A 25,002-nucleotide genomic window follows, 5' to 3' on the forward strand; every position below is an offset into this window, starting at 1 on the left:
TGTCGTGAGACGGGCAGATATCGCCACCCAAAGGTGGTGTCAACGGGCCTCGATGTAAAAAAGCGCAAACTTTTTCGCCGCTGCGTTTTCGCCTTTCGAACCGGGACGTTTTGCGCCTTGTCCTGTGGGGTTTGGCCGCGTATCACACCAACGAACCGAGACCGGAGGGACCAGGTATGTCGAAACTCGTGACGATCTTTGGCGGGTCTGGCTTCGTGGGCCGCTACATTGCGCGGCGCATGGCCAAGGAAGGCTGGCGCGTGCGCGTCGCCGTTCGCCGACCGAACGAAGCGATCTTCGTGCGTCCCTATGGTGTTGTCGGTCAGGTCGAGCCCATCTTGGCCAATATTCGCGACGATGCCTCGGTTTCAGCCGCGATGGCCGGAGCGGATGCGGTGGTGAACTGCGTCGGCGTTCTGACAGAACGCGGCAAGAACAGCTTTGAGGCGGTCCAGACCGAAGGCGCGGAACGGATTGCCCGTATCGCGGCGCAAAGCGGTGTGTCGAGCTTGGTGCATCTGTCGGCACTTGGCACCGATGCCGAGTCGGACAGTGACTATGCCCGGACCAAGGCCGCAGGCGAGGCGGCGGTGCAAGAGCATTTCCCGAATGCTGTGATCCTGCGCCCCTCGGTCGTCTTCGGGCCCGAAGATGAATTCTTCAACCGGTTCGCCAAGATGACCCGCTTTGGCCCGGTCCTGCCGATCGTTGGTGGTACCTCGCTGTTCCAGCCGGTTTACGTGGATGATGTGGCGCAAGCCGCTGTTGCCGGCGTTCTCGGGTCGGCGCCCGCTGGCGTCTATGAGCTTGGCGGGCCGGACGTGGCCAGCCTGCGTGACCTGATGCACAAGATGCTCGGTGTGATCCGCCGCCGTCGTCTGATCGTGAACCTGCCGTTCTGGGTGGGGTCGATCATGGGGTTTTGTCTTGGCGCGGTGCAGTCGGTCACCCTTGGTCTCATCCACAACGGAATGCTGACCCGCGATCAGGTGCGCCAGTTGCGCAAGGATAACGTCGTGTCCGAGGGTGCCAAGGGTTTTGCCGATCTGGGCATCGCGCCGACCGATATGGATGCGGTACTGGACGAATACATGTGGCCCTACCGTCCGGGCGGACAGTATTCGGTGTTGCAAGACAGCGCCGCCAATCTGCGCAACACCTGACTGGACGGCCTAGGCATAGGCCATCACCAGCAGAATCACGCCAAGGATCACCCTGTAAATCACATACGGGGTGAAACTGACGCTTCGCAGCAACCGCATCATCAAGGCCAAGGCCCCGAGGGCCGACAGAAACGCCAGACCGGCGGCAATTGCGCCATCTCGCGCGGCGGCAGCGTCTGCCGTGGCAATCACTTCCGCCCCGAGCAGCACGCCCGAGGCGAGGATCGTAGGGATCGACATCAGCATGGAGATCCGCGCCGCATCGGTGCGGTCGTAGCCAAGGCCACGGGCGGCGGTGATGGTGATCCCCGAGCGCGATGTGCCGGGGATCAAGGCCACGGCTTGCCACAGGCCCATGATCAGCGCGTGACGCGGCCCCCAATCCTTGGTGGCCAGCTGAGAGGCCCCTCGTTGGTCCGCCCAATACAGGACGAGTCCGAAGAGGAGCATGGTCCAGCCAATCACGGTGATGGACCGCATCGCCTCATCCAGACCGGTGATTTTCAACAGCAGTCCGAACAGGACGACCGGGATCGTCGCGATGATCAGGCCAAGCGCCAGCCGTGCCTCGGGCGTGTCGCGTCGGCCAGTCGCCAGTTGCCCGGTGCCGATGAGGGCCATGCGCACCTCTCGCCAGAAAAACAGGACCACGGCGCCGAGTGTGCCGACGTGAACCGCCACGTCGATCACCTGGCCCTGATCGCTCATCCCGGTGAGTTGCGGCAAGAGAATCAGGTGCCCAGAGGAGGAAATGGGCAGAAATTCGGTGATGCCCTGGATGAGAGCGACGAGGAAGAGGTGGAAGAGTGTCATCTTGTTTTCCGGAGTGAGGGGCGAAACGGGTATTTAAGCAATTGATAAAAAACAAAAATGTATTTTTATGGAAACTATACTGACCCTTTAATTGCAAGGTCGTCGGCAAAAAACACCAAAGAGAACATAATTTCCAACAAATAGGTCAGCATAGCTGTCTTTTCATGTTTGAAGAGCCCGTTTATACGGGCGGCCTAGCTGACCCTGAGGGAACCTGAAAGGCACGCCATGGCTGAACAGAAGATGCTGAAATTCGTGACGGTGGGCAAGGCCATGCCGGAGAAGCGCGCGGCAGAGTCGCGGACGCATGATTTCAACGAGATCTATGGGGAATTCGTAGAGGCGAAGGCCGAGGAGCAGGCTGGCCGCTGTTCACAATGCGGTGTGCCCTACTGTCAGTCGCATTGCCCGCTTCACAACAACATCCCCGACTGGCTGCGCCTGACCGCCGAAGGCCGGTTGCAGGAAGCGTACGAGATCAGCCAAGCGACCAACACCTTCCCCGAGATTTGCGGCCGCATCTGCCCGCAGGACCGGCTGTGCGAAGGCAACTGCGTGATCGAACAATCGGGCCATGGCACCGTGACCATCGGGCAGGTCGAGAAATACATCACCGACACCGCATGGGAGAAGGGTTGGGTCAAGCCCATCACCCCGGCGCAGGAGCGCCCGGAAAGCGTGGCTATCATCGGCGCGGGCCCCGGCGGGCTGGCGGCGGCAGACCGGCTGCGCCGCGAGGGGCTGCAAGTCACGGTCTATGACCGCTATGACCGCGCGGGCGGACTGCTGACCTATGGCATCCCCGGTTTCAAGCTGGAAAAAGATATCGTCCTGCGCCGCAATGCCCAGTTGGAAGCGGGCGGCGTGCGCTTCGTTCTGAACTGCAACGTGGGCGACGACATTTCCTTTGCAGAGATCCGCGAACAACATGATTTCGTGGTTATCGCAACCGGTGTCTACAAGACTCGCGATCTGCAAGGCCCCGGCGCGGGCGCAGCTGGCATCGTGCGGGCGATCGACTACCTGACGGCTTCGAACCGTCGCAGCTTTGGCGACGCGGTGCCAGAGTTCGAGTCTGGCGAGTTGAATGCCGAAGGCAAGAAGGTCGTCGTGATCGGTGGTGGCGACACCGCGATGGACTGTGTGCGCACAGCGATCCGGCAGGGTGCCGACAGCGTGAAATGCCTGTATCGCCGTGACCGGGCCAATATGCCCGGATCGCAGCGCGAGGTGCAGAATGCCGAGGAAGAGGGCGTCGAATTCGTCTGGCTGACCGCGCCCCAGGGCTTTGCGGGCGAGCCTGTGACAGGCGTCATGGTGCAGAAAATGCGGCTGGGTCAGCCCGATGCCACGGGGCGCCAAAGCCCCGAGGTGATCGAGGGGGCGGACTACGTGGAAGAGGCTGATCTGGTGATCAAGGCGCTGGGCTTCGAGCCCGAGGAACTGCCTGCACTGTGGGACACGCCGGAACTGGAAGTGACCCGCTGGGGCACGGTCAAGGCCGACTTCCAGACCCATGAGACCAACCTGCCGGGTGTCTATGCCGTGGGCGACATTCAGCGCGGCGCGAGCCTGGTGGTCTGGGCGATCCGGGACGGGCGGGAAGCGGCGGACGACATCCTGTCGAAACTGGCCGCGCGCACCAGCGTCGCAGCGGAATAAGAGCGAAAAACAGGGGGTGCCCTGCGTGCACCCCCTGTACACCCCCCGTACACCCCCTGTGCAGACAAATTGCATATTTCCAGAACCGCCGGCCGGCGCCGTGTTTTAAATAGGGAAGGACAGTTGACATGTTTCGCTTGACCAATCGTTACCTCGCCGCAGGCGCGTTAACCGGTTTCGCCGCCGCTGCGAGCCTTTCCGCTGCCCCGGCTGCTGCTCAGCAATCCAACATCGTGACGCCGCCGCCGGGCTGCACCGCCTTTCTGACGGTGCAATCGCGCAGCTGCACGGTGTCGCATATGTGGACCTGCGAGGGCGACCCCGAGGGCACGCATTGGCGTATGACCATGGATCAGGACGGGCCGTTCTACCTGTCGTTCACCGATTCCGAGTTTCGCTGGCTGCTGTCCTATGAATTGCGCTCGGGCGCGCAGAACGTGCTGATCGAGCCCGAGGATGACCCGGCCTCGATCTCGGAACTGTTCGCGACCGGCACCGATTCGATGGTTTTTTCCACGATCCACGAAAGCGCCTCGGGCCAACGTACCCAGCGCGATTACACCGGGTTTGACCGGCTGACCGGGGAAACCGTGGTGGTTGATGGCCATACGTTGAACCGGACGGAATTCTCTTACGAATACGATCTGGGCGACGGGCCGCGGCGGGTGCAGGGCCACCAATATGTGACCGAGGAGTGGAACGTCTTTTTCGGCGGCCAAGAGGTGACGACCCTGCCCAACGGGGAGTCGGAGGAAGACGACTATTCCCCGATGGATTTCGCGGAACCGGGCGAGCCGGGCTTTCTGAGTGCGACGCCGCTTTATGATTGCGGAGAGATGATGTCGTGATCCGTGCCGGTCTGGCATATGTCGCGCGGGGGCTGTCCCATGGCGCGTGATCTGGTGATCACCCCGGTGCTGGACGCGCCGGACCTGCGCCTGTGGGAGCATCGCGCCGAGTCGCGGGATGCGGTCATGGTGCTGTCGGGTGTGGGGACCGAGGCCGATGTGCCGCCGGGCCACGAATTCGCGCGCTCGGCCAGCGGCAACGGCACGCGCAACGTTTTGTTCGTGTCCGATCCGAACCGGACGTGGCTGAACGGCCCCGGCCTGATCGAGACCATCGTGGAGCGCTTCGAAGAGTTCGTGGCGCGCTGCGGCTCGCCCCGCACCATCGCGCTGGGCCATTCGATGGGCGGATTCGCGGCGCTGGTTCTGTCGGGGTTCACCCGGCTGGATTGCGCGCTGGCACTGGCACCGCAGTATTCGATCGACCCGCAGGTGGTGCCGGATGAGCATCGCTGGATGGAGCACCGCGAGAAGATCACCGAGGTTCGTATCCGCACGGCGGCGGAGCACATGAACGAGACGACGGATTATGTTATCGTGCACGGACGCCACCCGCGCGAAGCGGTGCAGCGCGACAAGTTTCCGCTGGGCGACAATATCCGCCACTTCATCCTGCCGCGCACGCATCACGACGTGCCGCAAAAGCTGAAGATGGCGGGGGTGCTTGCACCCTTCATGAAGGCGGTGATCGACGGGCGCGTGCGCCGCGCGCGTCTGATCCTGCAAGAGAATTTCGGGGCGGAATTGCGCCGTCCGCAAGAGACAGGTGGGGGGGCCAGCGCATGACCTTGCCCACCACCCCCCGTCATCCCGGCTGGGCCAAGACGCCCGCCCGGTCCGTAGAAGGAGAGCCTCAATGACCAACTATGATGCAAACTGGGTCGCCGCCGAAGAGGCCAAGCGCAGTTGGATGGCCGAGAACGGCATGTATATCGAGGAGGAAGAGCATTCCTCTTGCGGTGTGGGCCTGGTGGTGTCGCTGGACGGCAAGCCGAGCCGACAGGTTGTCGAGGCGGGGATCGACGCGCTGAAGGCGATCTGGCACCGGGGCGCGGTGGATGCCGATGGCAAGACCGGCGATGGTGCGGGCATTCACGTGCAGATCCCGGTGCCGTTCTTCTATGACCAGATCCGCCGCACCGGGCACGAGCCGGACATCGACAACCTGATCGCCGTGGGGCAGGTGTTCCTGCCGCGCAGCGATTTCGGGGCGCAGGAAACCTGTCGGACCATCGTGGAATCGGAAGTTCTGCGGATGGGCTACTACATCTATGGCTGGCGCCATGTGCCGGTGGATATCAGTTGCCTGGGCGAAAAGGCCAATGCGACGCGGCCCGAGATCGAACAGATCCTGATTTCCAACTCCAAGGGGGTGGACGAGGAAACGTTCGAACGCGAGCTTTACGTGATCCGCCGCCGGATCGAAAAGGCCGCCGCCGCCGCTGGCGTCAAGGAATTGTACCTTGCCAGCCTGTCCTGCCGGTCGATCATCTACAAGGGCATGATGCTGGCCGAACAGGTGAGCGAGTTTTACCCGGACCTTCAGGACGAGCGTTTTGAAAGCGCCTTTGCGATCTATCACCAGCGCTATTCCACCAACACCTTCCCGCAGTGGTGGCTGGCGCAGCCGTTCCGCATGTTGGCCCATAACGGCGAGATCAACACGCTGAAGGGCAACCTGAACTGGATGAAGAGCCACGAGATCCGCATGGCGTCGACCTATTTCGGCGATCTGGGCGAAGACATCAAACCGATCGTGCCGGGGGGGTCGTCGGACTCGGCGGCGCTGGATGCGGTGTTCGAGGTTCTGGTGCGCGCGGGGCGCAATGCGCCGATGGCCAAGACGATGCTGGTGCCCGAGGCGTGGTCGAAATCCTCGACCGAACTGCCGCAGGCGTGGCAGGACATGTATTCCTATTGCAACAGCGTGATGGAGCCGTGGGACGGCCCCGCCGCGCTGGCGATGACCGATGGCCGCTGGGTCTGCGCCGGTCTTGATCGGAACGGCCTGCGCCCGATGCGGTATGTCGTGACGGGGGACGGGCTGCTGATCGCGGGGTCCGAAGCGGGCATGGTGCCGGTCAACGAGGCCAGCATCATCGAGAAAGGCGCGCTTGGCCCCGGCCAGATGATTGCCGTCGATATGGCCGAGGCCAAGCTCTACCACGATACCGAGATCAAGGATGCGCTGGCCGCCGCCCGTCCGTTCGGTGATTGGGTCGGCAAGATAACCGATCTGGGCGAAGAGACCGAGGGCCTGACCGAAGCGCCGCAATTTCAGGGCGCCGAGCTGCGCAAGCGGCAGATCGCGGCGGGCTACAGCATGGAAGAGCTGGAGCAGATCCTTGCGCCGATGGCCGAGGACGGAAAAGAGGCGCTGGCCTCGATGGGTGACGACACGCCGTCTGCGGTGCTGTCGAAAACCTATCGTCCGCTCAGCCACTTCTTCCGCCAGAACTTCAGCCAAGTGACCAACCCGCCGATCGACAGCTTGCGGGAATACCGGGTGATGAGCCTGAAAACGCGGTTCGGCAACCTCAAGAACGTGTTGGACGAGGACAGCAGCCAGACCGAGATTCTGGTGCTGGAAAGCCCCTTTGTCACCAATGCGCAATTTGACGCCATGCAGGAGCATTTCGGCGAGGCCGTGGTGACCATCGACTGCACCTTTGATGCGGGCGGAGAGCGCGGCACCTTGCGCGAGTCGCTGAATCGTATCCGCACCGAGGCCGAAGATGCCGTGCGGTCGGGCGCAAGCCATATCGTGCTGACCGACCGGGATCAGGGTGAAGAGCGTGTGCAAATGCCGATGATCCTTGCCACCAGTGCGGTGCATAGCTGGCTGACGCGGCAGGGTTTGCGCACCTTCTGTTCGATCAACGTGCGCTCGGCCGAATGCATCGACCCGCATTACTTCGCGGTTCTGATCGGCGCGGGGGCGACCACCGTGAACGCCTATCTGGCGCAAGACAGCCTTGCCGACCGGATCGAGCGTGGGCTGCTGGATTGCAGCCTGACCGAGGCCATGGAGCGCTATCGCAAGGCCATTGACCAAGGTCTGCTCAAGATCATGGCCAAGATGGGGATTTCGGTCATTTCGTCCTATCGGGGCGGTCTGAACTTTGAAGCCGTGGGCCTGTCGCGCGCAATGGTGGCGGAATTCTTCCCGGGCATGATTTCCCGAATTTCCGGCATCGGCGTCAGCGGGCTGCAAAAGAAGGTCGAAGAGGTGCACGCCCAAGGCTGGCTGAGTCAGACCGACATTCTGCCCATCGGCGGCTTTTACAAGGCGCGCCGGTCGGGTGAAAAGCACGCGTGGGAAGCGCAGACCATGCACATGTTGCAGATGGCCTGTAACACCGCGTCTTACGAGATGTGGAAGCAGTATTCGGCCAAGATGCGGTCGAACCCGCCGATCCACCTGCGTGACCTTCTGGACATCAAGCCGCTTGGCAAGCCGGTGCCGATTGAAGAGGTCGAGTCGATCACTTCGATCCGCAAGCGGTTCGTGACGCCGGGCATGAGCCTTGGCGCGTTGTCGCCCGAGGCGCACCGGACGCTGTCGATTGCCATGAACCGGATCGGCGCCAAGTCGGATTCCGGCGAGGGTGGCGAAAGCCCGGACGATTTCACGCCGGAACCCAATGGCGACAACGCCAGCGCCAAGATCAAGCAGGTGGCGTCGGGCCGGTTCGGCGTGACGGCGGAATATCTGCTGGCCTGTGAAGAGCTGGAAATCAAGGTGGCCCAGGGCGCCAAGCCCGGCGAGGGTGGCCAGTTGCCCGGCATGAAGGTGACTGACCTGATTGCGAAGCTGCGCCACTCGACCAAGGGCGTGACGCTGATTTCGCCACCGCCGCACCACGATATCTATTCGATCGAGGATCTGGCGCAGCTGATCTACGATCTCAAGCAGATCAACCCGCGCTGCAAGGTAACGGTGAAACTGGTGGCGTCCTCGGGCGTTGGCACGATTGCCGCCGGCGTGGCCAAGGCCAAGGCGGATATCATCCTGATCTCGGGCCATAATGGCGGCACCGGGGCCAGCCCGGCGACCTCGATCAAGTTCGCTGGCCTGCCGTGGGAAATGGGTCTGACCGAGGCGCATCAGGTTCTGGCAATGAACAACCTGCGCAGCCGCGTGACCCTGCGCACCGACGGTGGGCTGCGCACCGGGCGCGATATCGTCATGGCCGCGATGATGGGGGCCGAGGAATACGGCATCGGCACGGCCGCGCTGATCGCCATGGGCTGCATCATGGTGCGCCAGTGCCAGTCCAACACCTGCCCGGTGGGCGTCTGCACGCAGGACGAAAGCCTGCGCGACAAGTTTACCGGCTCGGCGGACAAGGTTGTGAACCTGATCACCTTCTACGCGCAGGAAGTGCGGGAATTGCTGGCCAGCATCGGCGCGCGGTCGCTGGACGAGGTGACCGGGCGGGCCGACCTGCTGACTCAGGTCAGCCGGGGCGCGGCGAATCTCGATGACCTTGACCTGAACCCGCTGCTGATCACCGTGGATGGGGCGCAGGACATCGTCTATGACCGCTACAAGGCCCGCAACGCGGTGCCCGACACGCTGGATGCGCAGATCGTCAAGGATGCCCATCGGTTCCTTGAGGATGGCGAGAAAATGCAGCTTTCCTACGCGGTTCAGAACACGCTGCGCACCATCGGCACCCGGACGAGCAGCCATATCGTCAAGAATTTCGGGATGCGCAACGCGTTGCAGCCCGATCACCTGACGGTAAAGCTGGAAGGATCGGCCGGGCAGTCGCTGGGGGCCTTCGCGGCACCGGGGTTGAAGCTGGAAGTGTCGGGCGATGCCAATGACTATGTGGCCAAGGGCCTGTCGGGGGGCACTGTCGTGGTGCGGCCCGCGCAGGTCAGCCCGCTGAAGGCGGATGAGAACGTGATCATCGGCAACACGGTGCTCTATGGTGCGACCGACGGCTACCTCTTCGCCGCTGGCCGGGCCGGGGAGCGGTTTGGCGTTCGGAACTCTGGTGCCAAGGTGGTGATCGAGGGCTGCGGCTCCAACGGGTGTGAATACATGACCGGCGGTGTCGCGGTGATCCTTGGCGCGATCGGGGCGAATTTCGGGGCGGGGATGACGGGCGGCATGGCCTATCTGTATGACCCCGAGGGCGCGGCGCTGGAAAACATGAACCTGGAAACGCTGGTGACCTGCCCGGTCACGGTGGATCACTGGGAAGACCAGTTGCACGGGTTGATCGCACGCCACGCCGCCGAGACCGGATCGCGCAAGGCGGGGGAAATCCTGCAACATTGGGACGAGGAGAAGGGGAACTTCCTTCAGATTTGTCCGAAAGAGATGCTGAACAAGATTTCCCACCCGCTGGGGATCGAGGATCAGGCGGTTCCGGCGGAGTAAGCCAACGACAGGATCAAGGAAAGCGGGCCTTTCGGGGCCCGTTTTGCATTCTAGGGCGTTGGGGGGGTGAAACCCCACCCGACGCGGGGATCAGGCGTTGGTGAACTCTTCGTCGGCGTAGCCTTGCAGGTACAGCAGCGCGGTCAGGTCGCCGTGGTTCACCCGGATCTCGCATTCGGCCTGCACCGAGGGTTTCGCGTGCAGCGCCACGCCTGTGCCTGCGAGCCCCAGCATCCCCAAGTCGTTGGCCCCGTCGCCGACGGCGATCACGTCGGCATGGACGAGGCCAAGCCGCGCGGTGATGTCCTTCAGTGCCTGCACCTTGGCATCGCGGCCAAGGATGGGGCGCGCCACGTCGCCGGTCAGGGTGCCGTTTTCCGCCAGCAACGTGTTGGCGCGGTTTTCATCGAATCCCAGATCAGTGGCCACTTGCGCGGTGAAGGCGGTGAACCCGCCCGAGACCAGCGCGGCATAGGCGCCTTGCGCGTTCATCGTGGCCAGCAGGGTCTTGGCGCCGGGCATGTGGGTGATGCGGGTGGCCAGCACTTGCGCGATGACGGATTCGGGCAGTCCCTTGAGCAGACCGACGCGTTCGGTCAGCGCGCCCTCGAAATCGAGCTCGCCGTTCATGGCGCGGGCGGTGATGTCTTTCACCCGCTCGCCGACCCCGGCCTCGTCTGCCAGTTCGTCGATGCATTCCTGCTGGATCATGGTCGAGTCCATGTCGGCCAGAAGCATCTTCTTGCGGCGGCCCTTTGCGGGTTGGATCACCAGATCGACGCCCTCGGCTTGCAGGCTGTCCCACACGTCCCAGCGGTTCGAGGGGATTTGGGCGAGCGAAAATTCGGCAGCCACGTCGGGCGAAAGCCATTGGGCATCGCCGCCACCCCACGCGTTGCGCAGCGACTCGACCAGTGCGGGCGAAAGGCGCGGTGTGGCGGGGTTGGTGAGAAGCGTGGCGACGAACATGGGCAGGCCCCCGTGGTGAGCGTTTGCACGCGCATAAACCACGGAGGGCCGTCGATTGCCAGTGCCTCAGCCGGCGTCGGGCAGCGGCGGCAGGCTGCGCAGGTAGAGGATGATCGCGGCGAGGTCGTCATCGGTCATGTTGGCGAAGAAGCCGTAGGGCATCGGCGGCATCATCGGGCTGCCATCGGGGCGGGTGCCGGTGCGGATCATCTGGCCCAGCTCGGCGTCGGAATAGCCCGCCAGCCCATCCGCGCTGCTGGTCAGGTTTGGCGCGACGGACATGCCCCACGGACCGTGGAACTCGAACCCGCCGCGACCAAGGTCGGTGTCGATCATCGGGCCTTGCGGCCCCATTGGGGTGTGGCACTCCATGCAATGGGCGACGGGCCCGGCGAGGTATTCGCCATAGTCTACCGTCACCCCGTGGGGGATGTCGGCGACACTGTTCACCGGCGGCCCGTAGGCGGGTGGCAGAGGCATGGTGTAGGTCGATTCCCCCGGATCGTTTTCGACGGCGGGCACCGTGCGCAGATAGGCAACGATGGCCGCCACGTCGGTATCCGAGAGGTGGCGGTAAAAGGTGAACGGCATCGGCGGCCCGATCAGCGACCCGTCAGGTCGGATGCCCTCGCGGATGGCGCGGGCCAGTTCGGCGTCGGACCAGTCGGCGACTTCGCCGCCCGGGGTGATATTGCCCGAGATGGCGGTGAACATGTCGTTTTGCTCGACCAGGCGCCCGGCCAGCGCCTGCGAGTCGATAAAGCCTTCGGGGCCCATAGGTGTATGGCAGTTGCCGCAGCCCATCGGCCCGGTGACGAGGTATTCGCCACGGGCCAAGAGATCGGCGCTTTGGGCCGCGAGCGATGTGGTGGTGCAGAAAAGGGCGGCAAGCGCCGCGGTTGAGAGTCGTGTCATGGTCATTCCCCCCATGTTCTGTGGCCCATCGGCAGGTTCGCGTGGGTTCACCGGGCCAAGGATACCACGGATCAGCGATTCCATCGAGGACGTCGGATGACTGGGCGGGGGGCCGGGTTTCCGATGGTGGACAGGGGCGCCGCAGATTTTCGGGATTGCGACGGTTTGGTGTTATTTTCCGACTTGTGCGGCGTGGGGACTGGCCGTATCTCCATCCGTGGGACACCCCTCCCCAACGAGGGGCGCTTATCTGGAAGGATACCAGCGATGGTAACGAACACCCCGGCAACGCGGCCGGCCAACCCGCGTTTTTCCTCTGGCCCCTGTGCCAAACCCCCCACCTGGACTGTTGATGCATTGAAGGACGCGCCCCTGGGCCGCAGCCACCGTGCCGCGATCGGCAAGGACAAGCTGAAGGCCGCGATTGAAGGCACGCGAGAGATCCTCGGTATTCCCGCAGACTACAAGATCGGCATCGTGCCCGCGTCCGACACCGGCGCCGTGGAAATGGCGCTGTGGTCGCTGCTGGGTGAACGCAAGGCGACCATGGTGGCCTGGGAGAGCTTTGGCGCCGGTTGGGTCACGGATGTGGTCAAGCAACTTAAAATCGACGCCGAGGTAAAGACCGCCGACTATGGCCAGATCGTCGATATGGCGGCGCTGGATTATGACACCGACGTGGTGTTCACCTGGAACGGCACGACCTCTGGTGTGCGTGTGCCGACCGGCGACGTGATCCCGGCGGACCGCGATGGTCTGACGATCTGTGATGCGACCTCTGCTGCATTTGCGCAGGATCTGCCGTGGGACAAGCTGGATGTGACCACCTTCAGCTGGCAAAAGGTGATGGGCGGCGAAGCGGCGCATGGGATGCTGATCCTGTCCCCCCGCGCGGTTGAGCGACTGGAAAATTACACCCCCGCATGGCCGTTGCCCAAGATCTTCCGCCTGACCAAGGGCGGCAAGCTGATTGACGGGATTTTCACCGGTGCGACGATCAACACGCCGTCGATGCTGTGCGTGGAAGATTACCTGTTCGCGCTGGAGTGGGCGCGTCAGATCGGCGGGCTGGACGCGTTGAAAGCGCGGGCCGATGCCAATGCGCAGGCGATCTGGGATTTCTGCGACCAGCATGACTGGATCGCGAACCTTGCCGAAGATCCGGCGACGCGGTCGAACACCTCGGTGTGCGTGAAATTCACCGATGATCGCATCGCAGATGGCGCTGTCTTCGCCAAGGCCGTGGCCAAGCGGCTGGAGGCCGAAGGTATCGCGCTGGATATCGGGGCCTACCGGGATGCCCCCGCCGGGCTGCGCATCTGGTGCGGCGCGACGTTGGAAACCTCGGATATCGAGGCGCTGCTGCCGTGGCTGGAATGGGCCTTTGAGGCCGAGATCGCCGCACAGGCCGAAGCCGCCTGATCAAGATTGCCCCCCCCGCGCAAGCGGGGGCCTTCCCCAGATTTCTCCGGTCCATGAGATCCCCGTTTTCATGGGGATGACACCGGATCGGACCCTCAACCAAGGACCAAACACCATGGCCCCCAAAGTTCTCGTATCCGACAAACTGTCTGAAACCGCCGTCCAGATCTTCCGCGATCGCGGCATCGAGGTCGATTTCGAACCCGGCCTCGGCAAGGACAAGGACGCGCTGCTTGCCAAGATCGGTGAGTATGACGGTCTTGCCATCCGCTCGGCCACCAAGGTGACCGAAAAACTGCTCGAAGCGGCCACCAACCTCAAGGTGATCGGACGCGCCGGGATCGGCACCGACAATGTCGACAAGGCCGCCGCGTCCAAGAAAGGCGTGATCGTGATGAACACCCCCTTCGGGAACATGATCACCACGGCCGAGCACGCCATTGCGATGATGTTCGCCGTGGCGCGCCAAATCCCCGAGGCCAGCGCCTCGACCCATGCGGGCAAGTGGGAAAAATCCAGGTTCATGGGGGTCGAATTGACCGGCAAGACGCTGGGTGTGATCGGCGCGGGCAATATCGGCGGCATCGTTTGTGACCGGGCCCGTGGCCTGAAGATGAAGGTCGTCGCCTACGACCCCTTCCTGTCGGAAGAGAAGGCCGACAAGATGGGCGTGGAAAAGGTAGAGCTGGACGAGCTGCTTCGCCGGGCCGATTTCATCACCCTGCACGTGCCGCTGACCGACCAGACGCGGAACATCCTGTCCAAGGAGAACCTCGAAATGACCAAGAAGGGCGTGCGTATCATCAACTGCGCGCGCGGCGGTCTGGTGGATGAGGTTGCGCTGGCCGAACTGCTGAAATCCGGTCACGTGGCCGGTGCGGCGTTTGACGTATTCGCGGAAGAGCCCGCGACGCAAAACCCGCTGTTTGACCTGCCCAACGTGGTCTGCACCCCGCACCTGGGCGCGGCAACGACCGAGGCACAGGAAAACGTGGCGTTGCAGGTGGCCGAGCAGATGGCCGATTACCTGCTGACCGGTGCGGTGCAAAACGCGCTGAACATGCCGTCGGTGACGGCAGAAGAGGCCAAGGTCATGGGGCCGTGGCTGCAACTGGCCCAGCATCTTGGCAGCTTCGTGGGCCAGTTGACCACCGAGGCCATCGACGAAATCCGCATCACCTATAACGGGGTCGCCAAGGATCTGAACCTTGAGGCGCTGAACTGTGGCGTGATCGCGGGGATCATGAAGGCGGTGAACCCGGATGTGAACATGGTGTCGGCGCCGGTCATCGCGCGCGAGCGTGGGATCGAGATTTCCACCACCACGCAGGACAAGTCCGGGGCCTTCGAGGGCTATATCCGGCTGGAAGTGGTCACGCCGGAACGCACCCGTTCGATCGCGGGCACCGTGTTCTCGGACGGCAAGCCGCGCTTCATCCAGATCAAGGGCATCAATATCGACGCCGAGGTGGGGGCGCATATGCTCTACACCACGAATGACGATATTCCGGGCATTATCGGGACGCTTGGCCAGACCATGGGTGAAAACGGCGTGAACATCGCCAACTTTACCCTCGGGCGGTCGGGTGCCGGGCGCGAGGCCATCGCGCTGCTGTACCTGGATGCACAGCCCCCTGCGGATGTGCTGGAAAAGCTGCGCCAGACCGGCATGTTCCGCCAAGTTGCGCCGATGCAGTTCGACGCCGCCTGACTCCTTTGAAAGCCCCGGCTATCCGCGCCGGGGCTTTTGGCCAGTTCCCATCCCCGGCGCGCCCGTTGTTCGGACAGATTTCCTATCTGACCAGGCGCGAAGCCCGAAAATAGCGGTTCTGTCCTGGCGCATTGCGGCGCCGACAGAAGGGTGATGGGATCAAACACCGACCGTTTCGGGCTTGCAGGCCCATGCGGTTTCCGCTCAACCTATTGGGATGACGCGTGACGACCCGTTCATTCTGGAAACCTTCCTGCCCTACCAACTGGCCGTGGTGGCCGAGAAGGTGAGTCAGGATTACGCCCGCCATTACCGGGATATGTTTGACCTCAGCCGGGCCGAATGGCGGGTTGTGGCGCATCTCAGCCAGCAACCTTCGGTCTCGGTGCGCGAAATCGCGGCGCGGGCGCATCTGGACAAGTCGAAGGTCAGCCGCGCGGTGGCACGCTTGGGTGCGGAAGGGTATGTGACAAAGCAGTCCTCGGCCACCGACCGGCGGCTGGTGGTTCTGGCGCTGACCGACAAGGGGCGCGACATGCTGGCGGCGCTGACCCCCATTGCGCGGGCCTATGAGGCCGAGGTGATGGACCGGTTGGGCGAAAGTGCCGAGAGTTTCCGCCATGCCGTAACGGCGTTGATGGCAGAGCCGGACGAACGGGGTTAGGCTATCCTTCAAGGGGAATTTGCATGTCGGCCCGCCCCATGGGGGGGGCCGCAACCAAGGAGGATTGAAAATGACCGATATCGTGATCCTGTCCGGGGCTCGGACGGCGATTGGCACCTTTGGCGGCGCGCTCGCCGCAACGCCGCCGATCGAGCTGGGCACCGTTGCCGCCAAGGCCGCACTGGAGCGGGCGGGCGTCGATGGCAAGCAGGTCGGCCATGTGGCTTTTGGCCATGTGATCAATACCGAACCTCGGGATATGTACCTGTCCCGCGTCGCCGCGATGCAGGCGGGAATTCCCGACAGCACCCCCGCGATGAACGTGAACCGGCTGTGCGGCTCGGGTGCTCAGGCCGTGGTGTCGGTGGTTCAAAGCCTGATGCTTGGAGACGCCGAGTTCGGCCTGGCCGGCGGGGCCGAGACCATGAGCCGCTCGCCTTACATCCTGCCCGCTGCACGCTGGGGCCAGAAGATGGGCGATGCCAGTTCGCAAGACATGATGCTGGGGGCGCTGTCGTGCCCGTTCGGCACCGGTCATATGGGGGTGACGGCCGAAAACGTGGCGTCCGAGCATGACATCAGCCGCGAAGCGCAGGATGCCTTCGCCATGGAAAGCCAGGAGCGGGCCGCCAAGGCCATCGCCGAGGGCCGCTTTGCCGAGCAGATCGCGCCGGTGCAGGTCAAGGTAAAACGCGACATGGTGGATTTCGTCACGGACGAGCACCCCAAGCAGACCAGCCTTGAAAAGCTGGCCGGGCTGCGGCCGGTGTTTCAGAAGGATGGCAGCGTGACGGCGGGCAATGCCTCGGGCATCAATGACGGGGCCGGAGCGATTGTCATGGCGCGCGCCGAAGCGGCCGAGGCGGCGGGGTTGAAACCGCGTGCGCGGGTGCTGGGCTATGCCCATGCCGGTGTGCGCCCCGAGGTGATGGGCATCGGCCCGGTGCCTGCGGTGGAAGACCTGCTCAGGCGCACTGGCCTGTCGGTTACCGATTTCGACGTGATCGAGTCGAACGAAGCCTTTGCCGCGCAGGCGTTGGCGGTGAACAAGGGGTTGGGCCTCGACCCCGCCAAGGTGAACCCGAATGGCGGCGCGATTGCGCTGGGCCACCCCGTGGGGGCCACCGGCGCAATCCTCGTGGTCAAGGCGATGTACGAATTGGAGCGGATTGGCGGGTCCAAGGCGCTGATTACCATGTGCATCGGCGGCGGGCAGGGTATCGCGCTGGCCATTGAACGGCTCTAACCCGCCCGTTGGTGACTGAAAAACCCCCGGTGCCAGTGCGGCAACGGGGGTTTTTGGGTCCGGCGAGACAGGGGAGAGACACCGCCCCGCCGGACGGGATCGCGCAAATCCGTTAGTCGTTTTCAGCCGACTCTGCCGCGATGCGGGCAAAGATCTGCTGTGCTACGGGGTTTTCGCCACGACCTTGGGACGAGATCACCTCGGTGCCCGAATTTTGCAGGAAGGCGACCATCTGCGGGTCTTGGTCTTCCACGGCCTGACGCAGGCGGGCGTTGTAGGCGACCGAGGGGTCGGTGGGGTTGCCGCCGCCGTTCATGATGAAGGCGATGGTCTGGTGGTCGTTGCGCTGAATGGCGTCTTCCAGGCGGATCAGTTCGGCGGTGGTGTATTGGCCGGGCTGAACGCCAACCGACTGGGCCAGTTGCTCGGAGGCAAAGGCGGGGGCTGCGAGGGATGCGACGACTGCGGTTGCAAGAACGATGGATTTCATGGGTCTTTCCTTTCGGTGCGATTGTGGTGGCGGGCGTTTCGTCCGCCGATGACAATCAACCTAAGCGCTGAGTTTCCGTGTTTCACCCAACGAAAGCGGGAAAATAGCGTGATAATGGTGCGAAAATGCACAGTTGAGGCTGCGAGCGGGACAAGAGCGTCACGCCTGATTACGGCTGCGTGATTTCAAGAAACACCGAGGCCGCCCGACCCGTTGAATCAATGACGGTGAGGTCTACGAACCCGGCAGAGGGCGTGCCAAGGTCAACATCGCGAGTCTGTGCGGCCACCTCGACAGGTCGTCCGTTCCACAGCCATGTATAGGGCGGTGTCCCCCGCTCCACCCGCGCCATCAGGGGCAGGTCGGGCTGCTGCGCCAGAACCGCGCCATCGGGGGGAAAGGCGATCTCGGGGGCGTCCGGATCGGTGCCCACGGAATCGCGCGCCGCGAAATGCTGGAGCGGCAGAGGCAGGGCATCATGGCTGACCGTCAGAGCTGCTTCGGGCGGTGGCGGCAGCGGCGTCAGACGTGGAGCGACGCGGGAAAACGCCTCGAACAGCAGTGGCGCGGCGACATCGGCCCCGAAGGCGCCGGGAACCGAGGCGCCATCGGCCCGCCCCAGCCAGACCCCCACCACGTAGCGCCCATCATAGCCCAAGGCCCAAGCGTCGCGGTGGCCATAGCTGGTGCCGGTCTTGTAGGCCAAGCCGTTGCGCGGCGCATTGGGCGGCGGAACCATGTCGGACAGGATATCACCCACATACCATGCCGCGACGGGCGAGAGCACTTGCAGCGGGTCGGCGGCACCCCGGCCGGGGCGGTAGTGCAGTGGCACCAGCTCGCCGCCCGATGCCAGCGCCCCGTAAAGCCGCATCAGGTCTTCCATCGTTACGCCGACCCCGCCAAGGGCCACGGCAAGGCCGGGTTGGCCCGCTGGCAGTTCCGGCGACATACCCGCGCGGCGCATCCGGGTCATCAGCTCGGCGGGGCTGACCTCTTGCAACAGCGCCACGGCGGGGATGTTCAGCGATGCCTGAAGCGCGCGGCGCACCGACAATTCGCCATGAAACATCCGGTCGAAATTTTGCGGGGCGTAGGTGCCAAACCGGGTCGGGCGATCTTCGATCAGGCTTTCGGGGTGGATCAGGCCGGCCTCGAAGCCCAGCCCGTAGATCAGGGGTTTGAGCGTCGATCCCGGTGAGCGCAGGGCGCGGGTCATATCGACGAAGCCCTCGATCGCGGTGTTGTCGTAGCTGGCCGACCCGACAGAGGCCAGGACATCGCCGGTCTGGTGATCCATCACCATGACCGCCGCGTTCAACCGCGCGCCCTGACCGCGTACCGCCTCTTGTGCCAGCGCCTGCATCTGGCGTTGCAACAAGGCGTCGATGGTCAGAACGTGCCGGTCCGAGGGTGACTCCTCTACCATCCGGTCGGCCAGATGCGGAGCGAGCAGGGGGAAGTCATGCCGCTGGTCGGGCAGGGGCTCTTGCAGGGCCCAAGCCACCTCGTCTTGGGTCAGGACGCCGAAGGACAGCGCCCGGTCCAACACCCGGTCGCGTGCGACATGAGCGTTGTCTGGGTTGCGGTCGGGCCTGCGGGAAGTGGGGGCCTGCGGAATGGCGACCAGCAGGGCGGCCTCGGCGGTGGTCAATTGCGCCGGTTCCTGCCCGAACCACGTCAGGGTCGCGGCGCGCACACCCTCGATATTGCCGCCATAGGGCGCGAGATGCAGGTAGAGAGTCAGGATCTCTTCTTTGGACAGGTGCCGTTCCAGCGCCAAGGCCAACCGGACCTGGCGCAATTTGCCGCTCCATGTGCCGGTGCCGCTGTCTTCCAGCAAGCGCGCCACCTGCATGGTGATCGTAGAAGCGCCCGAGACGATGCGGCCATGGCTCAGCGCTTGCCACCCGGCACGCGCCATCGCCCGCCAATCGACGCCGGGATGGGTCCAGAAGCGGCGGTCCTCGAAATTCAGCAGCAAGGTAATGAATTCCGGGTCCACATCGGCAAGGCTGACCGGCATCCGCCAGCGCCCGTCCTCGACCGTGTAGGCGCGCAGAAGGGTGCCGTTGCGGTCCAGAACCTCGACCGAGGTGGCCGGGATAAGCGGTGGCAGCACCGTAGCGTCGATCCAGGCATCGACCCGGTCGCGCCCCAGCCCCACAAGGAACAAGAGCGCGGCAGCCCAGAGAAAACCCCTCGCTCGTGTCACTCGGTGACAACCACGTGGCCAGAGGCCGTCTGAGCCCGGAAGGCCGGGCGATACATATCCTCGACCGAGGCGGCGGGGTGGTGATAGCTGCCGGGTGTGACCGCGCGCACGATATAGCCAAGCCGCAGGGTCTGGTCGCCATAAAGGTTCACGGCGGCAAGGAAGCGATCCTGCCGGAACTCTGTATGTTCGGCCACATCGTTGAGGGCGAGGTCATTCAATGCTCCGATATCGCCGCCCCGCAACAGGTTGGGGTTGTCGATCTCGAACCCCGCCGGCAGTGGGTCAGACACCATCAGCCGAGCGTCGCGGTCGCTGAAGGGGGTGACGGTCAGAAGTGCCACCAGACGGGTGCCAACCGATACCTGTGATGGATCGGCGGGCAGGCCGTCGAGTGTCAGGTAGCGGCGGGTGATGCGATAGCCGTTGCCATCGGCCAGCGTTTCCCCCTCGGCCTGACCGTAGCGGGTGAGGGTCAGGGGCTCTGCGCGGTCGCCGGTATTGGTGAGGGTGCGGGTGGTCTGGTCGCCATCTTCCAGAACCTCCAGCAGCGGGCCATCCACAGGGGTGCCGTTCACGGTTAGCCCGGTCAACCCGCCCCGGTCGATCAGGGCATCGGCGGCAAGCAGGCTCCAGACCGCTTCCTGCGTCGAGACCTGCGTGTCGGGCGCGGGCAGGGACAGGGCAAGGTCGTCGAGCGGGATAGCTTCGGACCCGGCCATTGCCGCAAGTGTCAACAGCCCGGCTGCGTCGCGCCGCCGCGTGCCATAATCGCTGCGCCAGCCGGTGGATTCAGCGGTGATGCTGCGCGTCTGCATCAACCGATAGCCTTGGCGGAACATCGCGTCGGCGCGCGGCTGGTCGCCATACATCGCCAACGCCGCGCCCAGTTGGCCTAGTGCCAGCGGGGTGGCAAAGGCATCGGCCTTCACATCGGCATAGTAGCGCAGGTCGCCGATGGCGGCCGCGCCCTCTCGGGCCAGAACCATGAGCGCATAGGCGATGGATTCGCCCCCGTCTTCAAAGTCGGGCGCGGTGGCGACATGGTTTCGCAGATTGTCGATGGCCGAGCGGAAGGCGCGGTCGGGAACCGTGTATCCTTCGGCCCGCGCCCGCGACAGGAAGTCGGCCACATAGGCATCCAGCCAAGCGTCGCCGCCATAGGCCCCCCAGAGTCCAAAGCCCCCGTTTGCCGCCTGATTGACCAAGATCGCGTCGACGGCGGTTTGGATGCGGGCCGACAAGTCGCCGGCATGGTCGAGATCCAGCGCCTCGGCCACATCGGCCATGTAGAGCAGCGGCATCGCCTGACTGGTCAGTTGTTCGGTGCAGCCATAGGGGTAGCGGTCGAGCATGTGCAGCAGTCCGGGCGCGTCGAACCGGGCCAGAGGCCCGGCAGACAGAACGGCGCGGGCGGTGCCGTCGCGCAGCCCCTGCAACACGGTGGCGTCGAAGGCAAAGCCCTGACCCGCTGCCAGCGTGATGCGCGAGGTCGTGGCCACCACAGGGTCGTTCGATTGCACCACCAGCCGCAGGGTGCGCGACAGGCGCTGCCCATCCGGGGTGGTCAGCGTGACATTGACCTGCTGTTCGCCCAGTTGATCGCCCGCCACAAGGGACAGCCGCAACCGTTGAGTTTCCCTGTCCGCAAGCATGACAGAGGTCTGCGTGGCGTCGAGGGAGAGGCCACCCGAACTGGTGATCTCGATCGGCATCTGCCCGGTCGGTCCTTGGGCATGGGTCACCTCCAACAGCAGGCGGGCGGAATCACCGGGTGCCATAAAGCGCGGCATCGACGCGGTCACCACGACCGGGTCGCGCACCAGAACGTCGGTCTGGGCCTGACCGACCCCGGACTCGTTCCAAGCCACGGCCATGACGCGGACAGTGCCGTTAAAGCCGGGGATGTCGAAACTCACCCGCGCCAGCCCGTCCGCACCCACAATCACGGGGCCGGAGTGGAAGGCCACCAGTGCCTCGGTCGGAGGCGGGGCCTGCATCCGCACCCCGGCGGTGGCGTCCCCGCCCTGCCGGATCGTGCCGGGGTCACCGCCGCTGGCGATGAACCGTCCGTAGAGGTCGCGGATGCCGACGCCAAGGCGCCGCTGGCCGAAATAGTGCCCCATCGGATCGGGTGACTGAAAGCCGGTAAGGTTCAGGATGCCCACGTCCACCGCCGCGATGCTGGCATAGACGGTCTCGCCCGGTGCGGCGTTTTCCACGCGCAGGGCAACCTCCAGCGGACTACGGGGGGCAGAGGTTTCCGGAGCCTCCAACGCAACGTCAAGCGCATGAGAGGCCGGGTTGACGCTGGCATGGGCCAGCCCGAGGGAACGGGCGGGAGTCTGGGGCGGCAGGCCGTCAAGTGGCCGCAGCAGCGTCGCGGTCACATAGGCCCCAGTGCCCCAGTCCGCAGTGACCGCAAGCGGGAAGGTGTCGGGCGTGTCGCCGATGGTGACGAATTCCTGATGGATCAGCCGGTTCGACATGACCCGGATCAGGACCAGCCCGCCAGAGCGCGGCACGATGCGCAGCCGCGCCTCGTCGCCGACATCATAGCTGTCGGCATCGAGCGACAGGTCCAGCATATCCGGCGTGCCGGTGCTGTCGCCGGTTGCGTACCATCCGGCACTGAAGCCGACCGAACTGGCTGTGTAGTCACCCTCGGTGCTTTCCACCCGCAATTCGTACCGGCCCCAGTCGGCTGGGGCGGCGATGGTGGTGGGCGCTGTGCGAATCGTCGCGTCTCCGGTGGCGATGCGAGTCCGGGTGGTGACCGGTTCCCACGACCAACGGCCATTTTGCGAATACCATTGGTATCGGCGTTCGACGCGGTTGAGCGTCCAGCGGACCGGCAGGGCATCGGCCCCCACGGCGATCAGGTTGAACTGGGCCTCTGTCGCTTCGGGCAATGTTCCGTCAAACAGCGGGCGGATACCGATCAATGCCCCGGTCGGCGCGATGGCGCGGGTGATCTGGCGTTCCACCGGGCGGCCCGATCCTTCGGAAACGCGGGCGGTCACGGTCACCTCGCGCGGCAGCGGTGGGCCTGCGGGCTCGGGAAGGGCAAGGGTCAGCGTGGCGGCACCGGTGTCGTCCGTCCGCACCCCGGCGGGCAGGCTGTCATAGACCGGCTCTGGCCGGTCGTCATGGCGGCCAAAGCTGTAGCCGGGATAGGCCGCAAGGGTCGAGACCGGACGCAGTTGAAAAGAGCCTTCGATGGGCAGGTCGCCCGCGGGCGCGCCAAACAGGTAATCGGACTGCACGCCAAGCCGAAGCGGACGCGCCACCGACAAGGGGCCTTCGGGCAGGGTCAGGTCCACGTCGATGCGCTCGGGCAGGAAGTCTTCGACCAGCAGGGTCTGGCTGGCCAGCGGCGGTGCGTCGGTGTCGGTGTAGACCGCCAGACGCCACGTTCCGCGCGGCACGTTGCCCCCAAGCGGCATCTGCCAGACAAAGCCCCCGGCGCCGACCTCGTCCAGCACCATGCGGCTGTATTCCACACCGTCCGCGCGCGTCAGCACGGCGGTAAGCGGCAGGCCAGACAGGGCGACCGCCTCACCGTCGCGGGCGAGGGCCGTGGCGTGGATGGTTTCACCGGCGCGATAAGCGCCGCGTTCGGTGGTCAGGAACAGGTCGATCGGCGGCGCGGCGGGGCGGCCTTCGACCCCGCGATCGGACAGGTCGAACTCGGCCTCGCGCAGGCTGAGGAAGGCGAAATCATCGCCCTGCTCGACCGAGATCATCGCAGGCGCGGACCCGTTGCGCCCTGCCGCCAGATCGCCTGAGAAATCCACCCGCCCCTGCCGGTCGCTTTCCGCTTCGGCCAGAACACGGTTGGATTCCGAGACCAGACGCACCGTGGCGCCCTCGATCCCCGAGGTATCGGACAAGGCCCGCAGCACCACATGCACGCCATCGGCCCCGCTGAGGGCCGAAATCCCGATATCAGAGACGAAAAACCACTGCGTCGCAGGGGGAGCATCGCGGTTTGCGGGGCCGGGGACACGGGCCTCCAACGCGTAAAGACCGGGGTCGAGACTGGCCAGAACCTCGCCCATCGGCAGGCTGGTCGTAACGTCTCTGTTCAGCGAGTTAGAGACTGTTCCAGTGCCGTCCCAGACTGTTTCCGCCAATTCCGTTGAGAAGCGGTCGATTTCCCACTCGGCCAGCGGACGCCCGAAGTAATCCTCTTGCAGGCTGCGCAGGATATTGCGGTCGGATACGGCAAACAGCGTCAGGTCGACCGCGTCGGTATTCACCGTCACGATGGGCAACCCGCCCCCGGACACGCGCGGCAGCACATAGGCCCGGCCGGGGAAGCGCACGGCAGGCGTCCGGTCACGCACATAAAGACGCAGGGTCGCCGGGTGGCGCAGAACCTCGCCCGACGCGGCGGGCAGGCCCGCGCGCAGGGTGATCTCGTAGCGTTGGCCATGTTGCACGCCCGACACGCAGAACTGTTGCCCTTCGGCATCAACCGACAGGCCCGAGGTGCTGGTTTGCAGATAGTCGGAATAGGTCACACCCGGGGCCAGATCCTCGGACAGGATCGCGCAAAGACGCGGTTCGGCCGTGTCGCTTTCCACTCGGTTGCCGGTGACGCGGAAGCCATAAAGGCCAATGGCCCGGTCCAGTGCCTGCTGCAAGGCGGCGCTGTCGCCATTGGCAATCGCCAGCCGCAGCGCCGCAATCGTGTCGCGGCCTCGATCGTTTTCTTCGAGGGCGCGGGCCAGCAGGCTGGCGGCGCGCGACAACTCATCCCCCGGGGTGGCCCGCAGCGTGGCGTTGATCGCCGCGCGCAAGGCGGTGCGGTTCAGGTTGCGCTCTTCCGACCGGCTCTCGGGGTCGATGTCGAGGGCGAGGCGCCCATAGTCCATCCAATGGGCGGGATCGTCGGTGATCGTCGTGGCCGACCCATAAAGCCGCATGGCGCGCTGCAACGCGCCTTCGTCCAGGCGGGCCCGCGCCGCGTCAAGAATACGCTCTGCCGTCCATGTGCCGGCATAGTGCTGCTGAGCCAGCCCCTCGGCCTGCAAGCGCGCGTCGGTCAGGTCAGTGGCGCTCAGGAACGTCAGGTCGGCCAGCCGCGCCTCCAGCCGGGCCAGCACGGCGGGGTCGGTGTCATGCACGGTGGCCGACATCGCACCGTCATAGGATTCCATCGCCAGAACCTCGGATTTCGGAAAGCACGAGGCGTTGCGGCTGTTGAAGGTGAACGCATGACAGTCGGGGTCGGCCATGCAGGCGCGGCTACAGGCCGCGAATGTCGTGTCGTAGATCGGGCGCAGGTCCGCCCCCGGAAAATCGGTGTCCTGAGTGATGGAAAAGAATCGCTCGGCAACCGGCCCCTCTTGGGCCAGTGCGCCGAAGGGCAAAAGACAAAGGGCAACGACCACGGCCAAGACGCGCATCGGACACTCCTGATGTAAAAGATCTTCAATGAATAATTGACGCGATGGTGCCACGACTCTGGTCCACGAGTCCAT

At 64.5% G+C, this 25,002-nt stretch carries 15 protein-coding genes; 9 read left to right on the forward strand and 6 right to left on the reverse strand.

Annotated features, from left to right (window positions below; genetic code table 11):
• The first annotated feature begins 176 nt into the window (after positions 1-176).
• A complete protein-coding gene (locus BKY27_RS09770; RefSeq protein WP_071674287.1) occupies positions 177-1,163 on the forward strand; it encodes a complex I NDUFA9 subunit family protein in 987 nt (328 codons plus the stop codon).
• Between the two features lie 9 nt (positions 1,164-1,172).
• Here the strand turns inward: BKY27_RS09770 and BKY27_RS09775 are convergent, their stop codons facing one another.
• The gene (locus BKY27_RS09775; RefSeq protein ID WP_071674288.1) at positions 1,173-1,976 is read right to left on the reverse strand and encodes an undecaprenyl-diphosphate phosphatase; all 804 of its coding nucleotides are present in this window, start codon (positions 1,974-1,976) and stop codon (positions 1,173-1,175) included.
• Between the two features lie 228 nt (positions 1,977-2,204).
• Between BKY27_RS09775 and BKY27_RS09780 the strand changes: the two genes are divergently transcribed.
• From BKY27_RS09780 to gltB, 4 genes are all read left to right on the forward strand, one after another.
• Positions 2,205-3,638 carry an NAD(P)-dependent oxidoreductase gene (locus tag BKY27_RS09780; RefSeq protein WP_071674289.1) on the forward strand — a complete coding sequence of 478 codons (1,434 nt, stop codon included), beginning with the start codon at positions 2,205-2,207 and terminating at the stop codon, positions 3,636-3,638.
• A 128-nt stretch (positions 3,639-3,766) separates the two neighbouring features.
• The gene (locus BKY27_RS09785) at positions 3,767-4,486 is read left to right on the forward strand and encodes a hypothetical protein (protein ID WP_071674290.1); all 720 of its coding nucleotides are present in this window, start codon (positions 3,767-3,769) and stop codon (positions 4,484-4,486) included.
• A gap of 39 nt (positions 4,487-4,525) precedes the next feature.
• Positions 4,526-5,272 (forward strand): alpha/beta fold hydrolase, encoded by a 747-nt coding sequence (locus BKY27_RS09790; RefSeq protein ID WP_071674291.1) that lies wholly within the window; start codon positions 4,526-4,528, stop codon positions 5,270-5,272.
• A 70-nt stretch (positions 5,273-5,342) separates the two neighbouring features.
• The gene (gene gltB, locus BKY27_RS09795) at positions 5,343-9,881 is read left to right on the forward strand and encodes a glutamate synthase large subunit (RefSeq protein ID WP_071674292.1); all 4,539 of its coding nucleotides are present in this window, start codon (positions 5,343-5,345) and stop codon (positions 9,879-9,881) included.
• A 90-nt stretch (positions 9,882-9,971) separates the two neighbouring features.
• Here the strand turns inward: gltB and serB are convergent, their stop codons facing one another.
• A complete protein-coding gene (gene serB, locus BKY27_RS09800) occupies positions 9,972-10,850 on the reverse strand; it encodes a phosphoserine phosphatase SerB (RefSeq protein WP_071674293.1) in 879 nt (292 codons plus the stop codon).
• A 66-nt stretch (positions 10,851-10,916) separates the two neighbouring features.
• A complete protein-coding gene (locus BKY27_RS09805) occupies positions 10,917-11,765 on the reverse strand; it encodes a c-type cytochrome (RefSeq protein WP_071674390.1) in 849 nt (282 codons plus the stop codon).
• A 267-nt stretch (positions 11,766-12,032) separates the two neighbouring features.
• Between BKY27_RS09805 and BKY27_RS09810 the strand changes: the two genes are divergently transcribed.
• The 4 genes from BKY27_RS09810 to BKY27_RS09825 all read left to right on the forward strand — a co-directional run bounded on the left by BKY27_RS09810 (position 12,033) and on the right by BKY27_RS09825 (position 16,808).
• Positions 12,033-13,187: a phosphoserine transaminase gene (locus tag BKY27_RS09810; protein ID WP_071674294.1), complete on the forward strand. Its 1,155-nt coding sequence runs from the start codon at positions 12,033-12,035 to the stop codon at positions 13,185-13,187.
• A 115-nt stretch (positions 13,188-13,302) separates the two neighbouring features.
• Positions 13,303-14,898 (forward strand): phosphoglycerate dehydrogenase, encoded by a 1,596-nt coding sequence (gene serA, locus BKY27_RS09815; protein ID WP_071674295.1) that lies wholly within the window; start codon positions 13,303-13,305, stop codon positions 14,896-14,898.
• A gap of 217 nt (positions 14,899-15,115) precedes the next feature.
• Positions 15,116-15,562, forward strand: coding sequence for a MarR family winged helix-turn-helix transcriptional regulator (locus BKY27_RS09820; RefSeq protein WP_071674296.1), 447 nt, complete (start codon positions 15,116-15,118; stop codon positions 15,560-15,562).
• Between the two features lie 70 nt (positions 15,563-15,632).
• The gene (locus tag BKY27_RS09825) at positions 15,633-16,808 is read left to right on the forward strand and encodes an acetyl-CoA C-acyltransferase family protein (protein WP_071674297.1); all 1,176 of its coding nucleotides are present in this window, start codon (positions 15,633-15,635) and stop codon (positions 16,806-16,808) included.
• A gap of 112 nt (positions 16,809-16,920) precedes the next feature.
• On the opposite strand, the gene BKY27_RS09830 is transcribed toward BKY27_RS09825, so the two are convergent.
• The 3 genes from BKY27_RS09830 to BKY27_RS09840 all read right to left on the reverse strand — a co-directional run bounded on the left by BKY27_RS09830 (position 16,921) and on the right by BKY27_RS09840 (position 24,927).
• On the reverse strand, positions 16,921-17,298 hold the full coding sequence (locus BKY27_RS09830; RefSeq protein WP_071674298.1) for a hypothetical protein: 378 nt from the start codon (positions 17,296-17,298) through the stop codon (positions 16,921-16,923).
• Positions 17,299-17,467: 169 nt separating this feature from the next.
• Entirely contained in the window at positions 17,468-19,513 is a 2,046-nt protein-coding gene (gene pbpC, locus BKY27_RS09835) for a penicillin-binding protein 1C (RefSeq protein ID WP_071674299.1), read from the reverse strand.
• Entirely contained in the window at positions 19,510-24,927 is a 5,418-nt protein-coding gene (locus tag BKY27_RS09840) for an alpha-2-macroglobulin family protein (RefSeq protein ID WP_071674300.1), read from the reverse strand. The genes pbpC and BKY27_RS09840 overlap by 4 nt, the downstream gene beginning before the upstream one ends.
• Positions 24,928-25,002: the final 75 nt, after the last annotated feature.

The sequence above is a fragment of the Nioella nitratireducens genome (genome assembly GCF_001879715.1).
GTDB classification, from domain to species: Bacteria; Pseudomonadota; Alphaproteobacteria; order Rhodobacterales; family Rhodobacteraceae; genus Nioella; species Nioella nitratireducens.